Source organism: Dyella kyungheensis (assembly GCF_049913195.1).
Lineage (GTDB): Bacteria > Pseudomonadota > Gammaproteobacteria > Xanthomonadales > Rhodanobacteraceae > Dyella > Dyella kyungheensis.
Genome location: NZ_CP183983.1, coordinates 2,484,733 through 2,499,215, shown reverse-complemented (window position 1 = coordinate 2,499,215; position 14,483 = coordinate 2,484,733). Strand labels below are relative to the sequence as shown.

At 60.5% G+C, this 14,483-nt stretch carries 14 protein-coding genes and 1 pseudogene; 8 read left to right on the top strand and 7 right to left on the bottom strand.

From position 1 onward, the window contains the following. Positions 1–381: 381 nt before the first annotated feature. Positions 382–894: pseudogene (locus ACN9MB_RS11135) on the top strand (tyrosine-type recombinase/integrase); the annotation flags it as partial. Positions 895–967: 73 nt separating this feature from the next. Here ACN9MB_RS11135 and ACN9MB_RS11130 read toward each other — a convergent pair. The 3 genes from ACN9MB_RS11130 to ACN9MB_RS11120 are packed head-to-tail and all read right to left on the bottom strand — an operon-like array spanning position 968 to position 4,542. Continuing rightward, on the bottom strand, positions 968–2,812 hold the full coding sequence (locus tag ACN9MB_RS11130) for a S8 family serine peptidase (RefSeq protein ID WP_426268868.1): 1,845 nt from the start codon (positions 2,810–2,812) through the stop codon (positions 968–970). A gap of 39 nt (positions 2,813–2,851) precedes the next feature. After that, positions 2,852–3,355 carry a hypothetical protein gene (locus tag ACN9MB_RS11125; RefSeq protein ID WP_426268867.1) on the bottom strand — a complete coding sequence of 168 codons (504 nt, stop codon included), beginning with the start codon at positions 3,353–3,355 and terminating at the stop codon, positions 2,852–2,854. Continuing rightward, positions 3,355–4,542 carry an AAA family ATPase gene (locus ACN9MB_RS11120; protein WP_426268866.1) on the bottom strand — a complete coding sequence of 396 codons (1,188 nt, stop codon included), beginning with the start codon at positions 4,540–4,542 and terminating at the stop codon, positions 3,355–3,357. The genes ACN9MB_RS11125 and ACN9MB_RS11120 overlap by 1 nt, the downstream gene beginning before the upstream one ends. Before the next feature lie 267 nt (positions 4,543–4,809). Between ACN9MB_RS11120 and ACN9MB_RS11115 the strand changes: the two genes are divergently transcribed. From ACN9MB_RS11115 to ACN9MB_RS11100, 4 genes are read left to right on the top strand one after another with little or no spacing between them, the layout of a single operon-like run. Beyond that, a complete protein-coding gene (locus ACN9MB_RS11115; protein WP_426268865.1) occupies positions 4,810–5,067 on the top strand; it encodes a hypothetical protein in 258 nt (85 codons plus the stop codon). Continuing rightward, on the top strand, positions 5,055–6,323 hold the full coding sequence (locus tag ACN9MB_RS11110) for a HEPN/Toprim-associated domain-containing protein (RefSeq protein ID WP_426268864.1): 1,269 nt from the start codon (positions 5,055–5,057) through the stop codon (positions 6,321–6,323). Before ACN9MB_RS11115 ends, ACN9MB_RS11110 begins: the two co-directional genes overlap by 13 nt. Next, on the top strand, positions 6,314–7,126 hold the full coding sequence (locus ACN9MB_RS11105) for a hypothetical protein (RefSeq protein ID WP_426268863.1): 813 nt from the start codon (positions 6,314–6,316) through the stop codon (positions 7,124–7,126). Before ACN9MB_RS11110 ends, ACN9MB_RS11105 begins: the two co-directional genes overlap by 10 nt. Before the next feature lie 53 nt (positions 7,127–7,179). Further along, on the top strand, positions 7,180–8,007 hold the full coding sequence (locus ACN9MB_RS11100; protein WP_426268862.1) for a hypothetical protein: 828 nt from the start codon (positions 7,180–7,182) through the stop codon (positions 8,005–8,007). A gap of 311 nt (positions 8,008–8,318) precedes the next feature. Here the strand turns inward: ACN9MB_RS11100 and ACN9MB_RS11095 are convergent, their stop codons facing one another. The 4 genes from ACN9MB_RS11095 to ACN9MB_RS11080 form a co-directional block, all read right to left on the bottom strand. Then, entirely contained in the window at positions 8,319–9,452 is a 1,134-nt protein-coding gene (locus ACN9MB_RS11095) for a hypothetical protein (RefSeq protein ID WP_426268861.1), read from the bottom strand. A gap of 761 nt (positions 9,453–10,213) precedes the next feature. Next, positions 10,214–10,528, bottom strand: coding sequence for a HigA family addiction module antitoxin (locus ACN9MB_RS11090; protein WP_426268860.1), 315 nt, complete (start codon positions 10,526–10,528; stop codon positions 10,214–10,216). A gap of 139 nt (positions 10,529–10,667) precedes the next feature. Continuing rightward, positions 10,668–11,012, bottom strand: a complete 345-nt coding sequence (locus tag ACN9MB_RS11085) for a hypothetical protein (protein ID WP_426268859.1) — start codon at positions 11,010–11,012, stop codon at positions 10,668–10,670. Between the two features lie 373 nt (positions 11,013–11,385). Further along, a complete protein-coding gene (locus ACN9MB_RS11080; RefSeq protein ID WP_426268857.1) occupies positions 11,386–11,904 on the bottom strand; it encodes a cytochrome b in 519 nt (172 codons plus the stop codon). 544 nt (positions 11,905–12,448) lie between these two features. Here ACN9MB_RS11080 and ACN9MB_RS11075 point away from each other — a divergent pair. The 3 genes from ACN9MB_RS11075 to ACN9MB_RS11065 all read left to right on the top strand — a co-directional run bounded on the left by ACN9MB_RS11075 (position 12,449) and on the right by ACN9MB_RS11065 (position 14,382). After that, the gene (locus ACN9MB_RS11075; RefSeq protein ID WP_204636572.1) at positions 12,449–13,345 is read left to right on the top strand and encodes a LysR family transcriptional regulator; all 897 of its coding nucleotides are present in this window, start codon (positions 12,449–12,451) and stop codon (positions 13,343–13,345) included. A 349-nt stretch (positions 13,346–13,694) separates the two neighbouring features. Next, a complete protein-coding gene (locus tag ACN9MB_RS11070) occupies positions 13,695–14,108 on the top strand; it encodes an ester cyclase (protein ID WP_426268856.1) in 414 nt (137 codons plus the stop codon). Continuing rightward, positions 14,038–14,382 carry a DUF2798 domain-containing protein gene (locus tag ACN9MB_RS11065; RefSeq protein WP_426271864.1) on the top strand — a complete coding sequence of 115 codons (345 nt, stop codon included), beginning with the start codon at positions 14,038–14,040 and terminating at the stop codon, positions 14,380–14,382. Before ACN9MB_RS11070 ends, ACN9MB_RS11065 begins: the two co-directional genes overlap by 71 nt. Positions 14,383–14,483: the final 101 nt, after the last annotated feature.

The following is a 14,483-nucleotide window of genomic DNA, read 5'->3' as shown; positions in this document are numbered from 1 at the left end:
CCTCTTAATTCTGTCGTTTGTCCGCTAATCGTGTCATGTCCGCTTATTCGGTCGTCTTCTGACATCGAGCTATTTGCGGCCTGACCCTGCCGGCGACTTCTTTGGTGCGCGAGCGCGTGTGGAAGCCTTTGCTTTCGGGGAAAGCGGACGCTTTGGTTTTGCCGCATAGGCTTCCGATAACGCCTTTTCTAATCCGGCTATCTGGCCAGCTTGCCGCGCAGTCTCTTGTTCAAAGTCGCGCGACTGGGCGGCGACTAAATTGAGCTAGCCCTGCATGGCAGCGACAACATCTTTATGAACCCGTTCTGCGCCTTCGTGACGTTGCTGCCACTGCTTGGCTTCCTGTCGAGCACGATCGACTTCTAGGTGTGCACGCTCTACCGCGCCCTGCTCTGCTTTGCCTTCGCTAGCGGTGGACGTCGGCGCAGTGAAATGGCCGCCGCCGATCTGCGCGACCTGCGTCGCATCGGACCCCAGGGTTTCATCTGCCGCCTGGAGCACAGCAAGACCCAGCAGGCCGGCGTCACCGCGGCGTCGACACCCGACAAGCCCGTCTTGGATCGGGCGGCGCAAGCGTTAGAGGCGTGGCTGACGACCGCCGGCATCGTCGAAGGGGCGATTTTTCGCCGCTTATGGAAACAGCGCATTGGCCCTGCCCTGTCGCCAGCTGCCATTGGAGAAATCGTGCAGCGACGGGCGCGCCTGGCAGCGCTGGAGGGGAATTTTGGTGGGCACAGCCTGCGCTCCGGATTTGTGACGGAGGCGAGCCGGCAGGGTGTTCCGCTGCCAGCCATTATGCAACTAACCGAGCACAGGGCCGTTTCGAGCGTGATCGGATACTTCCAGACGGGCGTAGCCACAGCGAATCCCGCCGCTCGCCTTCTAGAAGACTGATCAATCCCCTTCATGTAATGAGTGCGAGCGGGTTTCGACGCGGTCCGGCCGCGCCCGCGGGTCCAAGAGACCGCTATACGCGCGGGACGACACGAACCGCAGTGCGGATATCGGAAATGCGCGCGCCGCTGGTGCGCAAGGTCTGCCGCAACTCGTTAAAAACGGGGGCGTGGCCGGTTGGGTCATCGAGCGTCAAGATCACGGCGAAGGGGACACCTTCGTCCGGGAACTTGACGTCGGTGCGACACAGCGAATCCACGACCAGCCGCCACTGCGAGGAATTGCCCTTTCCGCGCGGGAAGACCTGGTCGAAGCGCTTGATCGGCCACCACTTGCGACCGTGATCCAGCAGGTGCTTTTCGTAGATTTTGCCTTCCGATTTCAGGCGCCCAGCCCAGCTGACTTCCCCCGTGGCAGTGTCGATCTGCTCTTGGCGCAGATACGCATCAACGTTGACGCGCACGTACTCGGCGCCGAAGCGGCCATGCGTAGGGGTGCGATAGGCCAAGGTCATGCGCGCACGACCACGGCAGGCACCGGTGTCACTGACCAAGCTCGCCGGCCACGTGAAGTTGAACTCCAACTCGTGGGCAGCCTGCAACGTACCCACGAAAGCCAAGGTGATGGCGTGGTCGTCGGTCATCAGCATGTCCAGCGCATGGCTGGGGATACCGTGGCCAACAAAGTCGGATGCGAAGGTGCTCACGCGGGCGTCGGCCAGCGGTGCAGGCATTTGCGCATGATGTACAAGCATGCCGATCAATGTCTCGCGCTGGACCTCGCCTTCGATCAAGTGATCCAGCGCAGCCAAGGTTCGGGCGGCTAGAGGCGCGGCGTAACTGGTCCCCATGCCTGCTACGGTCGCGCCGCCGGGGTCGAGTGAATGCAAGCTGCCAACGTGGGCCACATCTGGCTTGAGGCCCAGTCCCGTGCCGGGGCCACGACGCGTATACGCCGCCGGCCGCAGTTGGCCAACGCCATCCGGCGGATCGGTCGCGCCGACTGACACTGCGCGCACGCTTTCGGCCGGCTGAAACATGCGGTCCTGGCCTGGAAAGCGATAGCCGGCGAGCATCGGCGGCACGTCGACGGGCTTGTCGGGCCACGGCGATCGACACAGCCCACCATTGAGGTTGCCAGCAGGCAGCACGAAGAGCACGTCGTGCTTGTCGGCGATCTCGTCGATCAAGGTAGCGTAATCGCTGTAGCCGGCGTCCGACACCGGCCGTTCAATCGATAGGCTCATATTGAACACGCGTGCGCCTTGTGCGATTGCCGCAGGCAGTTCAGCATCCAACTGTTCCAGAAAGTCAAGGAACCCACGCGGGTACACATCGTCGTAAACATCTGCCTGTGTCGGATGCATGCCCAGGTCGTAGAACTTGCAGGCGAGCTCGTCGAACGCCGGATGAGGATTGAACACTGTTGCCGCCGCCGTCAGGCCAGCTATGAATGTGCCGTGCGAGCGGTCCTGCTGATCTCCGGGAATCAGGTCGGTTCGACCGGCACACCACGGCTCCAAGACGGGCAAGGTGGCTATGCCGGTATCAATGATCCCCAGCACGGGGTAGTCCGCATTGCCCTGCGGTGGCGCGATCGGCGCGGGCCCGCCCGCCGGTGCACCGGCCGCGTGCTCGGCCTCTACAATCGGTGGCAACGCCACGCGCCGCACGATTGGCTGCTCGTCCAAGAACCGCAGCAAAGATTCATGCGCCGTGACCGACTTGGTCTGCAGGCGCAGCAACAACAGCCGCACGCTCTTCCATCGCTGCCCCGTATCTTCGATCTCCAACGGCAGACCCAGGTGCGCGAGGCCCTGCTGCAGCTCTGCGTAGGCTTCGATCGCGCGAGCGCGCAGCTGGTGCGCCTTTTGATCGTGGACCTGGCGTGGGTCGATGAAGGTTTCCACCAGATACATGCCGCCGGTGCGCGGATCTGACAGCCAAGCAATCGCCTCCTAGGCCGAAAACGCGCGGCGATCGGCAGCGTGGTGCGCGCGCAACGAGCGGATCGCGCCAACCTCGCCGCGGGCGCGTGATGGCCGTGGTTCGACTTTATTGGTCTTCGGGTTGAGGACCTCGCGCACATCGGCTTCCGCTTCGCTGATGCTGTTGCGAATGGCCGCGAGGTTCTCGGGCGTGACTTCGACGATCATATCGCCCAGATTGGTGCCACCAACCAATGGCACCTTGGCTGGAGGCATCAGCTTCATTGTCGGACGGTGCGATTTGGCCCAGGCCTCTTCATTGAGCGCGACGTGCACATACGACAGGACGGACCGCCCACCCCTGCTGAGGGTTCTCTCGATTTGGTCCAGGTCTCCCAGCAGCTTGTGCTGGTGCGCCACAAAGGCCTCATTGCGGCCCTTGAAGAAATCCTTGACCTTGCCGCCGGGAGTCACCTCGGGGATGTGCTGGTAGTCGTTGGTATTGAGTATGATCTGGAGCGGATTATTGGGCATTAATTCACCTCACGAAGCTTGCGTATCCAGCGGCTGATGGTGGATTGGTCTTTGCCGAAGAAGCGCGCAAGGTCTTCCTGGGTGAAGGCCAACTCCCGGTCGGCTGCCAAGGTGGCTGCCAACGGCTCCAGGGGTCCGAGCAGCAGCTCCCAGCGTGGATGACTGCGATGATTGGAGCTGAGTAGTGCGTGGATCTTCAGGGCCTCAAGCACGGAAAACTCAGCATGGGGATTCATCGCAGCTGCGCGCTTGATGGCATTAGTCAGGGTTTCGATTTCGCTGCCCGTCAACCCTTCGGTCAGCCACGCCAAAAAGCGACGCTCGGGCTGCGAAACATCTAACGGCGTGACATAGCGATTGACGATTTCCAGGCGCGAGCCCAGATCAGGCTTGGGCACGGCCACGCGAATGTCGAAGCGACGCCAAATAGCGCTATCGAGCAGCTGTTCGTGGTTGGTGATAGCGATCGTGATCCCCAGTTCGCTGCGCTGGTCCAGGCACTGCAGCAACGTGTTTACCACGCGCTTGATCTCGCCCACCTCGTGCGCATCGTCGCGGGCCTTGGCGATGGCATCGAACTCGTCGAGCAGCAGTACGCACTGGTAGCGATTGGCAAAGGAAAACAGCGTTGAGATGTTGCGCGCGGTGGTCCCCAAGTAGGAGGAGATCAATCCATCCAGGCGAGCGGTGATCAAGGGTAGGCCAATCTCTCGACTTACGATCTGGGCCAACTTGGTCTTGCCTGTGCCTGGCGAGCCGAACAGTAGGCAATTTAGCGGCGGCCGAATGCCCATCGCACGCAATCGATCCAAGTGCCGCCACTCTTTGATCAGTGCCTCGACCGAACCACTCAGGCTGCTGTTGAGCACCGGCGCGACGGTCGTCTGCAACGTGCCGGGCAACAAAATATCCGCCAGGGGTGCGCCCGTTTCCTTGTCCACTGGCGCTCGGACCGCCGGTGTCACTGCCTCGCCCGGCAGTGCGGCACGCGAGAGCACCACGCGGCTAGGCTGCATGCGGCCGGTTTGCTCGCCGCGCTCCAGCAATTTGGCCAACTGGTCGGCCTGCCCCTCCTGACCGTCTTTGCGTAGCGCTGCCACTAGGCGCTGTGCATGTGAGGTTACGACCGGGCTGGGTTGCTTCAATACGGCCCGAAGCAGCGCGAGGATGATTGAAAAATGCTCCATATATGCTATGGTCCGTCAGAATATGCATGCATCAGAAAAAAGTATGCGCTTTGAATCATTGAAATGCAATGTATTCGATATTCAGGCGAAACATGAGCGGCTATGCCCTACCCCTCCCCGCTCGCACCGAGTGAGATGTGTTTCTGCGTCGCAGTGGCGGGGGCCTCATAAAGGGCTGTCTGGCCTGCCTGAGACGCTAAAGAAGCTCGAGCTTCCGGACCGCATGGCGCGGGCGCAGTACTGGGTCGGGGCGTGGGCGCCTCAGCGATGACCTCAATTTCTTTGTCCACGCTTGGCCTCCAACCGTTCACGCACCGCCAAGCCGGCTACTCAATCAGCCTGCCGATGAACGCACTCAAGAACTTCAATGCCATGAGCATGCAGATCCTCCACGAGCCGTCTTCGCTGCCTCAACAAGGCGACGCAGTCGCGCTGGCGCGGATGCTGTATGCAGAGTTCGAAGACATGATGTCTACGCTCGAACCACTCCCCTTCCCGACTCGGACTTTCTTATGGGCACGATGATCTGCCTGGCCGTCGGCAAGCTAGAGGTCGACTGGGGCAAAAACAACTTCTTCTCTGACCACGGAGCGCTGTTTCAGGCGGGCGACCTCAAGCCCATTCCGACCTACAGCGAGGATGAAGACGATCCGGAAAGCGAGCCGGTCGCGCGGATGGAACCTGGGTTCGGCAAGCCGTTGCGCCACGTGCGCGATCGTCTGCAGCTAATGGGCTACACCGTGCGCGCCGTCGAGCATCACTACACGCGCCTACATCGCATGCATGGTATGACGGACAAGCCCATCCCCTTCGCCACGCTGCGTCGGGCGCTGGCGAAAGTCGACGTCACCCAGGTTAGCGGCAAGTACAGCGAGGATTACGATCCCGGTGAGTTCGTGCGCAAGGAGATCATCAAACGCCTGGCGCTGTCCTCCGAGCGCCACCAGCATTACCTATCCGGTCCGCGTCCGGATCACTGGGAAGTGGACTTGCTGCTCGATAACTTCGGCGCCAGCGGCGCGTTGCGGCTGCTGGCGGAGAACCCTGCCAATCTTGCACTTGACGTGTCGTGGGATTACGCGCCCCTGGTAGAGGCAGGCTGGGCAGAGCGTGAGGAATTCCAGCCCGGCGCCGCGCCAGATCAACAGTTCCTGATCGTAACCGAGGGTAGTTCGGACGCGAAGATCCTGCAGAAAGCACTGCATCTGCTACGGCCGCACATCGCCGACTTCTTCCGCTTCGTGGACATGGAAGATGGCTATCCCTTTGCTGGCACCGGCAACCTGTATCGGTTCACCCAGGGGCTGGCCAGCATCGGCATCCTCAACAACACCGTTCTGCTGTACGACAACGATGCCGAGGGTGTCGCGAAGTGGCGCGACACCCAGAAGCTGACGCTGCCGCCGAACATGCGCGCTATGAAGCTGCCGGACCTGAAAGCACTCAAGCAGGTAATGGCGGTCGGACCGTCGGGACGCAAGCGCGCCAACATCAACCAGCGCGCCGCGTCGATCGAGTGCTACCTGGACCTCACGCAGCCCGGTCTACCGGAGCCCGTGGTGCGGTGGGGGCCGTACAACAAGTCCTCCGAAAGTTACCAAGGCGAGCTCGAGCACAAGACGCAGTTTATGAAGGCATTCCTCGACCTTCGCGGTGCCGACGGTCCATACGACTTTTCCAAGATCGAGGTGGTGCTGGACGCCTTGGTGGCCGAATGCGTCGCGATCGCCGAACACAATTTTGTCACCTCCATAGGCTCCAGGACCGAACCGTGGAAATAGCTCATCAAGACGACGTGAGCCCCGAGCTGCGGGCCTGGTGGCGCGCGCTGTGTCGCGAGACCGCCGAGGCAATGCAGGATTATTGCCTGCCGTACGTAACCCCGATCTCACACGTGATCAGCAACGACGAAGGCGCGCTGGAGGGCACTGGCGGCTATCTGGAGTTTGCTGGCAAGCGCTGGCTGATCAGCAACGAGCATGTGCTGAATGACTGGCAAACCCGTCAGTTCGCCCACCAGTTTCATGGGTGCGACGATGTCTTTCGTCTTGCCGGCATGCCCACGGGAATCGAAAAGCATCCCGTCGATGCTGCGATTTGGCACATCCCCGACGACGTGTGGAATGCACGGCCCCATCAAGCGGTCGCCGTCCCGTCTTTGCGGCTGGCGCGGCAGCATGCGCCGGTCGCGGGCGAGTTGCTGTTCGTTGCGGGTTTTCCACAACAGCGTTCGCACTTCTACTTTAATACTCTGTCCAGCCACGCCACCCAGCTGCTCGCACAGGAACGGAACCCGTCGACGGTAAGCGATCTGCACGCCAATTATGTTTTGGTCGGTTACTCAACGGAGAAGGCTCAAAGTGTGAGGCCGAGCGGTGGCGCGCCGTTGTCCGAGCCGCCCGGCATGAGTGGGTCGTTGCTGTGGAATACGCGTCGTGTCGAATGCGGCATGGCGGGTCGACCCTGGTCCCCCGACATGGCTCAGGTGACCGGCGTACTGTGCCGGTGGGATCCACAACTGGTCAGCGTCCAGGCCATTCGCATCGAGATCCTCCGAGACTTCCTTGCACGCCACACACTCTAGCTGTTCACGATTCGTCATTCCCGTTCACGCCTGTCCAGGAACTCTTCCGACCCATGCGCCAAGGCCCCTTCTCTCGCCCCACCGTTGTTGCCGCGACGGAGTTGCTCGAACAGCACACGCAGGCTCGGTTCAACCAAATGGTCGTGCGCCTCGAGCTCGAGAACGACGTGTCACAGGACACGACGGTCAGCGTGGGCAAGAAGATCGCAGCGCTGGGCAAAATCGTGGTGGCGCGAGCCGACCAAGTGCTACAGACGGTGGACGGGCCTGTGACGTTGGCGGAAGCGGTCGTACGCGAAGCGGCCCAGCTGGCACAGCCAGCTTCAGTCGGCGCGATTCATACAGACTTCCTGCGAGGATTGGCGCGCGACGGCTTCGTGCTGGTGCCACCCGCAAACGGCGGCCAGCGTGCATCCATCCGCGCCGCGCTCCCCGGCGAGATCCGGCTGCCGGCAACGGATGACGAAGTGCACCACCTGCTCAAGCAGTTTGGCTTCGCCACACCGCTCGGCCACCTCGACCAGGCAATCGATGCCCATGCCCGCGGCGACTGGGCTGCGTGCAACGGACAGCTACGAGTCTTCATGGAGGGGCTGTTCGACGACATCGCCCGACACATCGATTCGCAGCAGGCCTCGCAGCTAGCTACCTCAGAGAACCGGCGAGCCATGCTGGCGTCTAAACGTTTCCTAGATGCCGGCAGTAACGAGTGGTCAAGCGATGGCAAAGCCTACGTAAACGGCCTATTCAAGATGCTCCACACGCAGGGTGCGCACCCGGGTCTTTCCGATCAGGACCACAGCACCTTCCGAATGCACGTGGTGCTGGTGACCGCGGGCATGTACCTGCGGAGGCTTACAAGGCCGCGGCCGCACCCGTGATCACGCAACTCAACTTCTTTATCCCCAGACGTCGGCGACGACTCGCACTGATTAAACCATTGCCGCGTCCACGCAGCCGCTCGGCTTAACTCAGGCGTTCAACGACCGAATCCCCACGCCACCTGCTCGCCAGAATCGAGCGCGGAAGGTCGCGCTGAAGATGTTTTGTGCTGTAACTGCAGCTACCCTCGATAACACGGGCTAATCAGCCGGTCACCGCCCGGATGGGACCAGTAGCGCAAATGGCGCCTTCCCCAGCATCTGGGCAATCACCATCCTTTATCACCAGCATATGGACTGTCGTAACCAGATCATTGCTTCCTGGCCAAGTACATGATTCCGCGCGGATCCGGGCCGAAATACGCCTGCACAATAGATGGGCGAAGGTCAGTCCATACCGGCTCTAGCGATTCAAAGTAACGCTTGACCTGTTTTTGTTCGCTGAGCATGCGGGAAAAAATCGGCAATAGGGGCGGCCCGCCGTGCTGAATGCTCTGAGCGGCGCTAACGGCGCACTCGGCGAACTGAAGGAGCCGCTCGACAGATTCTATGTCCATTGTCCACGGCGCCACGGCTTGGACGGAGCTCTGTCTGAGTAGCTCCTCGGCGTTACGAGTCAACACCATAAGCCTGACGGTTGGATCCGGGTGTTGGCCTTCCGCTTCTGCGGACAGGTCACCTTTGGATAGAAGGTCGTAAAAGTGCGTAAAAGCCAATGCCGATCCTGCAACCAAGCAATAGATTCGTGCGGGCGCCAGTATCTCAGCGGATGCCCCCTGACGTGTGGGGTCGCGATAAAACATGGCAAGGCTAAGCCCTTCCAAGTCTGCAGCTAACTCGGTCGCATGGAAGATGAGCGCATCTCGACCTCTCAGGGGAGACCGACTCCCAGCAGAGAGGATACTGCCGACGGCAATCAGGTCACGTTGCCCGTCTTTTCCGACGTCATTGCCCGCCTTGAGGTGTGCTGACCGCACTGCTGCGTGCCTTTGGAGAAGGTGGGCTGCCTCGTGACCAAATAGCCAAGTGAGTGTGGCTGAAAAGACTTCGAGTAACATTTGTTGCGGAGTAAGCTCATAAGGCGTGGTCATCACCCCGCTTGGGAAAAGATCGGGAAAAGCTTCTACCAAAGCCTTTGCGGACGGGTGGTCGGCTCTTGCCCCGGACAACAAGTCAACGAGGCCCCATGCACTCTCAAAGAGGCGCCGGGGAAGCTCCTGTGAAAATTCGACTCGATGCTCCTGGCCCGCGTATGGCGTCACGGCCTGGGCAATCACGTTAGGATCGGTGACAAAAGCGAACCGCAATCGACGTGGTTTAGGAAAAAACCTCTCCTCGAAACGGCGAGCGAGCTCCGTAAGCAAGTCTTGTGCGAAGAAGTAAACGTCGGCCGGATCGGGATGATTTGGCCATTCTAACCAATCCGTGTTGCTTTCGATTTCCATCTCGTTCTCCATACTGACCTGCGGTGCTTGGACCCAGCGTTGCAGCTGTCCGCGTCGGTACCTAGGGATCCGCAGTTCGCCCGATGGTGCCGAGTGCGCGTCAGAGTGTCTCTGCTGTTTGCTAAGATGGCTACATCGGGCTTGGTTCATGCACGAGCTAAGCTTGCTCCTGACAAGTTTAGATTCGGGCTTCCTTCCCTAAACATTGCGCGTTCAATTAAGTCGTTCTCGTCCCGATCGGTCGAGCTCTCGATAGTGCTTGAGTCTCTAGGGCACAGCTCTGGCCGGCAATTCAGCGAATGGTCTGACGAAGGCCTGCCGAGATGGCCAGTGGCCGAATGCGCACTCATGGCCAAGAGGCGGTCCCGCCCTACCCCCGATAACTTGCCCTAATCGCCCTGCCCCAATGTCTGCTTTGGGTTGCCGTTTCAGCCGGTCAACGCAACACTTTGAACAGATGGTTTTCGTCGTTATTTCTAGGATCTAGATATCCTCATTTGCCCGCCTAACGATCTTGCTCTGCCGTTACGTTGGTTTTTCCCTGAAATCGAGGCACTTCCAGTGTTGTGGCTCTCGAAGAGCGAATCCGGGGTCCGTAGGCCATTGCAGCGGCCTTCTGCTGGCCTGGTATTGGGGTGTTGCGTTGACTGGTTGAGCGCGCAGAGCAAACAGGACGGAGGTGGTTAATTCGAGCAATGGCGATGGGGCTTAACTACCTACGTCCCATTTGTCGGTCCTGTTCGCCTGTCGTGCGTTTGCCCTTAGTCAACAAGCGGACGATAAGCACACACCACAGGTTTCGCCCTTTCCAGATCGTACCGCGCCTGAAGTGCCAGCCAGTAGAAGGCGGTGGTGTCGAAGGCGAGGGAAAGGCGGATGGCGATCTTGGGGGTAATCGGGTGGGTGTCGGCGATGAAGGCTTTGATGTGATGGGCGGGTATGCCGGTGCGGCGGGCGAGTTGGGCGGGGTTGAGTGCGTTGGGGATGAGGTAGGCGTGCAGCAGGATGTCGCCGGGGGCTCGCAGGGGTTGCGAGGGGTCAACTTCCGAGTGCGGGGTGAGCTGGATCAGTTCCATGGTGGTTCCTCCCTGTCGGACACGGCCGCGCAGCGGATAGGCGCTTACAGCGCTCCGTGTCAGTGAATGCTTGGCAGCTTCGTCGGTGATCGCCCGAATGTGGCGCATCGCCATGAAGGCCGATGCGCCGTAACGGCGATCATCGGAGGCGTGTGGTGTTCACTCGAGGCTCGTCAGCGAGCAGGCGGGCGTACTGCTGAAGGCAGTGGATGGCCGTGCCCAGGCTGGCCGAGACGGCCACGGGAAGCGGCCAAGACAGCGGCCTGCCGGGGAATCCCCGTGCCTGCGCGTGGCGGCATTGCTCGCTGTCGACACGCAGGCGCGTGAGGGCGAGTACCGCCAGGGCGATGTCACCGCGAGTGCCGTGGCGCAGGGTTTCGGGCCATGCCGCCGCCGTGGATAACGAGTCGCCAGGCGGAGGAGTGAGAGTGTCGTCAAGGGGAACGGACGAGCGAATGCGTGCCGTATGATCGCGGGTAGCCATATCAACTTCCGTATGAGTTGGTGATGGTTAGCGGGTCGTGGGTGTTGGTTGCACTCACGGCCCGCGCCTCATGACTTGGTAGTCATGGTCATTCGCGAGACCGCGCAACACGACAGCGCGAATGACTGACCGACCCTAACAAGCAGGGTTGTCATCGTCTGTCAGGGTTAGGCGAGATGGATGTCCGCGTGACCGCAGGCGAGCGTGAGGGCTCGGGGCTCAAACAAAGTTGCCCCGTGGTGAGCGGCTAACGAGCTCCAATCGTTCACTCGCGCCTGATATAACCTCGCCGGCATCTAACGCAAGGCCAGTGCCATGCTACCGCTGATCCGCGGTCTCCTGAGGACGTGATTCCACTGATGGCGCTAAAGCGTCAGAGCATCCGACGGAGTACACCGTCGCGATACACGTAATGGTGAAACAAGGCGGCGAGCGTGTGCAGGAAGATCAGAGCGGCCAATACGTTGGCGGCAAGGCTATGCCACCTATTTACCGAAAGGATCGTGGCGATGCCCTGTTTGCCGGGCAAGGTCAACATGCTGAATAACGGGAAGCCGTGCACATAAGTATTGGCGAAGCCGAGGACGAGGACGATGGCGAGCACGGTATACAGCGCGCCATGCATGATGCGGGCAGCGACACGTTCGACAGGCGTCCCCTTGCCTGGAAGTCGGCGGCCTCGCGAACAGCGCCAGGCGATGCGGGCGATCAATACCAAGGTGATGCAAACGCCGAGCAAGACGTGCACCGACCAGATATCGATCCGTACGGGCCCACGTGGCAACAAGCCCGTCATGCGGCCTATTACCCACTGCATGATCACGAGCGCGGCGCTGAGCCAGTGCAGGACAATGGTGGGGCGGTCATAGTGTTCGGTAGTGATGTGGCGCACCTTGGCTCAGGGATTTATGACGTGTGTGCTCACGGAGCTTGGCTAGGTTGCTTGCAATCCGTAGATCGCCGTCTGGCAAGTCTCGCCCAGGTTCAGGCTCTTTCTGCGGCGCATACACCGTTCGCAACGATCCGATAGGCATTGGGCCAGACGGTACCAGCGCGCACTTTCGCGGCAACCCGATGCGCTCTCTGCACGTTGGTATGCCAGGCCGAAGGATGCCGCTGATGGCACCGTTGACCGCGGCATTCAGATCGCTGTCCTCAGAAATCCCGAACGACCGCCCACGGTTGCTGGTTATACGGATTGACGCTCAGGCTGGTCTTTCCACTGATCGCATCGGCCCACTGGCCGCCGATAAGCTTGCGGGAAAAGCTCTAGGCCAGCCGTATTGGTTTTGTTCGGCATGTCATGCTCCAACCAGGCAAAGCGAATGGGCGAGCGTCGGGGGTGACAGGCGTGGCGCTGGCGTGAAGCCATCATTCGCTTGTTGGTGCTTGTGATAAATTCCCTGTTACCTAACATGCGATGTTAAGAAATTCCCATGCTCGACTGGGAGAACCTCCATTGTTTCGCGGCTTTTGCTCGCCATCGATCGTTATCGGCGGCGGCAAGGGAGCTGAACGTCGAGCATGCGACCGTATCTCGACGCATCGCGGCACTGGAGCACGAGCTCAAGCTCAAGCTTGTCGATCGTCGCGCACGCGCCTACTACCTGACGGCCGATGGCGAACGGATTGCCGCCATGGCGCAACGCATGCAGGAAGAGGTCTTTGCGGTGGAGCGCGCGGCGCAAGCCGGTCAGGAACTACTGAAGGGCGAGATCTCGATCAGTGCCCCGCCGGTGATGACGGCTTGGCTGATCGCCCCACGCCTGCATGAATTCCAGCAGCAACATCCTGGCATCCGCCTGCGTCTGATCACCGAGACGCGAATCGCTTCCCTGCCCCGTCGCGAAGCCGATCTGGCGATTCGGCTAAGTCGCCCCACCGAGCCGGACTTGGTTGCGCGAAAGATCGGCCTCCTCAACTTCTGGCTGTATGGCGCCAAAGACTATTTGGACACGCATGAGCCCCGTACGCGCGGCTTTCTGGCTTACGACGACAGCATGGAGCTATCGGAGCAACAGCAATGGTTGCGCGGTTTGCTCGGAGGGCGGCCGCTGGTCATGCAGAGCAATAGTCTCGAGGTTCAATATCAGGCTGCACGCCACGGCGCAGGCGTCATCAACCTGCCCTTCTTCGTCGGCGACTACGACGCCAGGCTGTCTCGCATCGAGGACGAGGAATACGTTCCCTTGGTTCGTGAAGTCTGGCTGGCCGTTCACAGCGACCTGCGTCACGTCCCCATCGTTCGCGTCGTCATGCCGTTTATCACTGCCTGCCTTCGGGAAGGGTTGGGTATCGACGATGCCGAGGCCGGCTCCATCGCGGCGCCGTAATTAGCCGCGCCATCGCGTGCGCGGTTCGCCAAGCCTAAGCTCGTTGCGCGCGCAGAGCGGCATGGGAAATTTTTCACCTGCCAAGTGAAGCCATAGCGACTTCATCGCCGCTAACCCATGCCGGATGATTCGCATCGCGACATCGCCAAGGCAATTGCTTTCCCGGCCGCCTCTGGAACCTACCGACGCCCCCATGACGGTTGCTTCGGCCGGTCCGAGCACGTTGAAAACATTGCCGTGCCGCTTATCACCAGTGCCTCGTGCGCGAAAGGTCCGTAAAGCCGAGCGTCCGATCCTGCGCAGCGATAGGCGGGAAGCCGCTCCTTCATCCAGCAAGAGAGACAAAGTCATGAGCAAGATCACGTCGGTTGACATCGTCAACCATTTTTGGCGCGAAGTGTGGCAATCGCGCAATCCCGATGCCATCGACGAACTGGTGGCCGAGGACTTCGTCATCACCTCCGGTGGCATTGACATCCACTCCCGATCGGAATTCAAGCAATGGGTGGCGACATTCCTTTCGAAGATCAACGATTTCGAGTTCCACATCGTCGAAACGTTCCAGAACGAAAGCGGTGATCGCGTCGCATCGCGGTGGCGTGTGACGGGAAAGAACAACGGTTTCCTAGGGACTGCGGCCTGTCAATCGCCAATCGACATGAGTGGCACCGCGATTTGGCACGTTCGCGAAGATGGATTGCTGCAGCACAACTGGGTCGAGCGAAACTCCCATGAAGTGTTTCGCAAACTCGCGGTCGAGTAATTGCCCGCGGTTATCAGACTACTGCGTAGACACCACCATGCTTGGGATTTCCACTCGAAACAGCCACTACGTATATGGCGTGATCCAATCGATCCTCACATGCATGGTGGCTGCAGCCATTGCCAATCTTCCGTCGCTATCGCCGGGTGATTTCATACAGCACTGGCTACGATCCTGGTCCGTGTCTGTGCTCGTCATGTTGCCGGTAGTGTTGTTTGCTGCCCCCTGGATTCGTAGGGTCGTGGACCGCTTGGCCTGCGATCGCCGTTCGTAAGGCGGGGGTTTGCCCCGTTTGGGCGAGCCGGCAGCGGAGCATTGAATCACCCAGGCGCAAAGCTCTTGGCGACCCGCGACTGCTAAACGCTGCAATGAAGA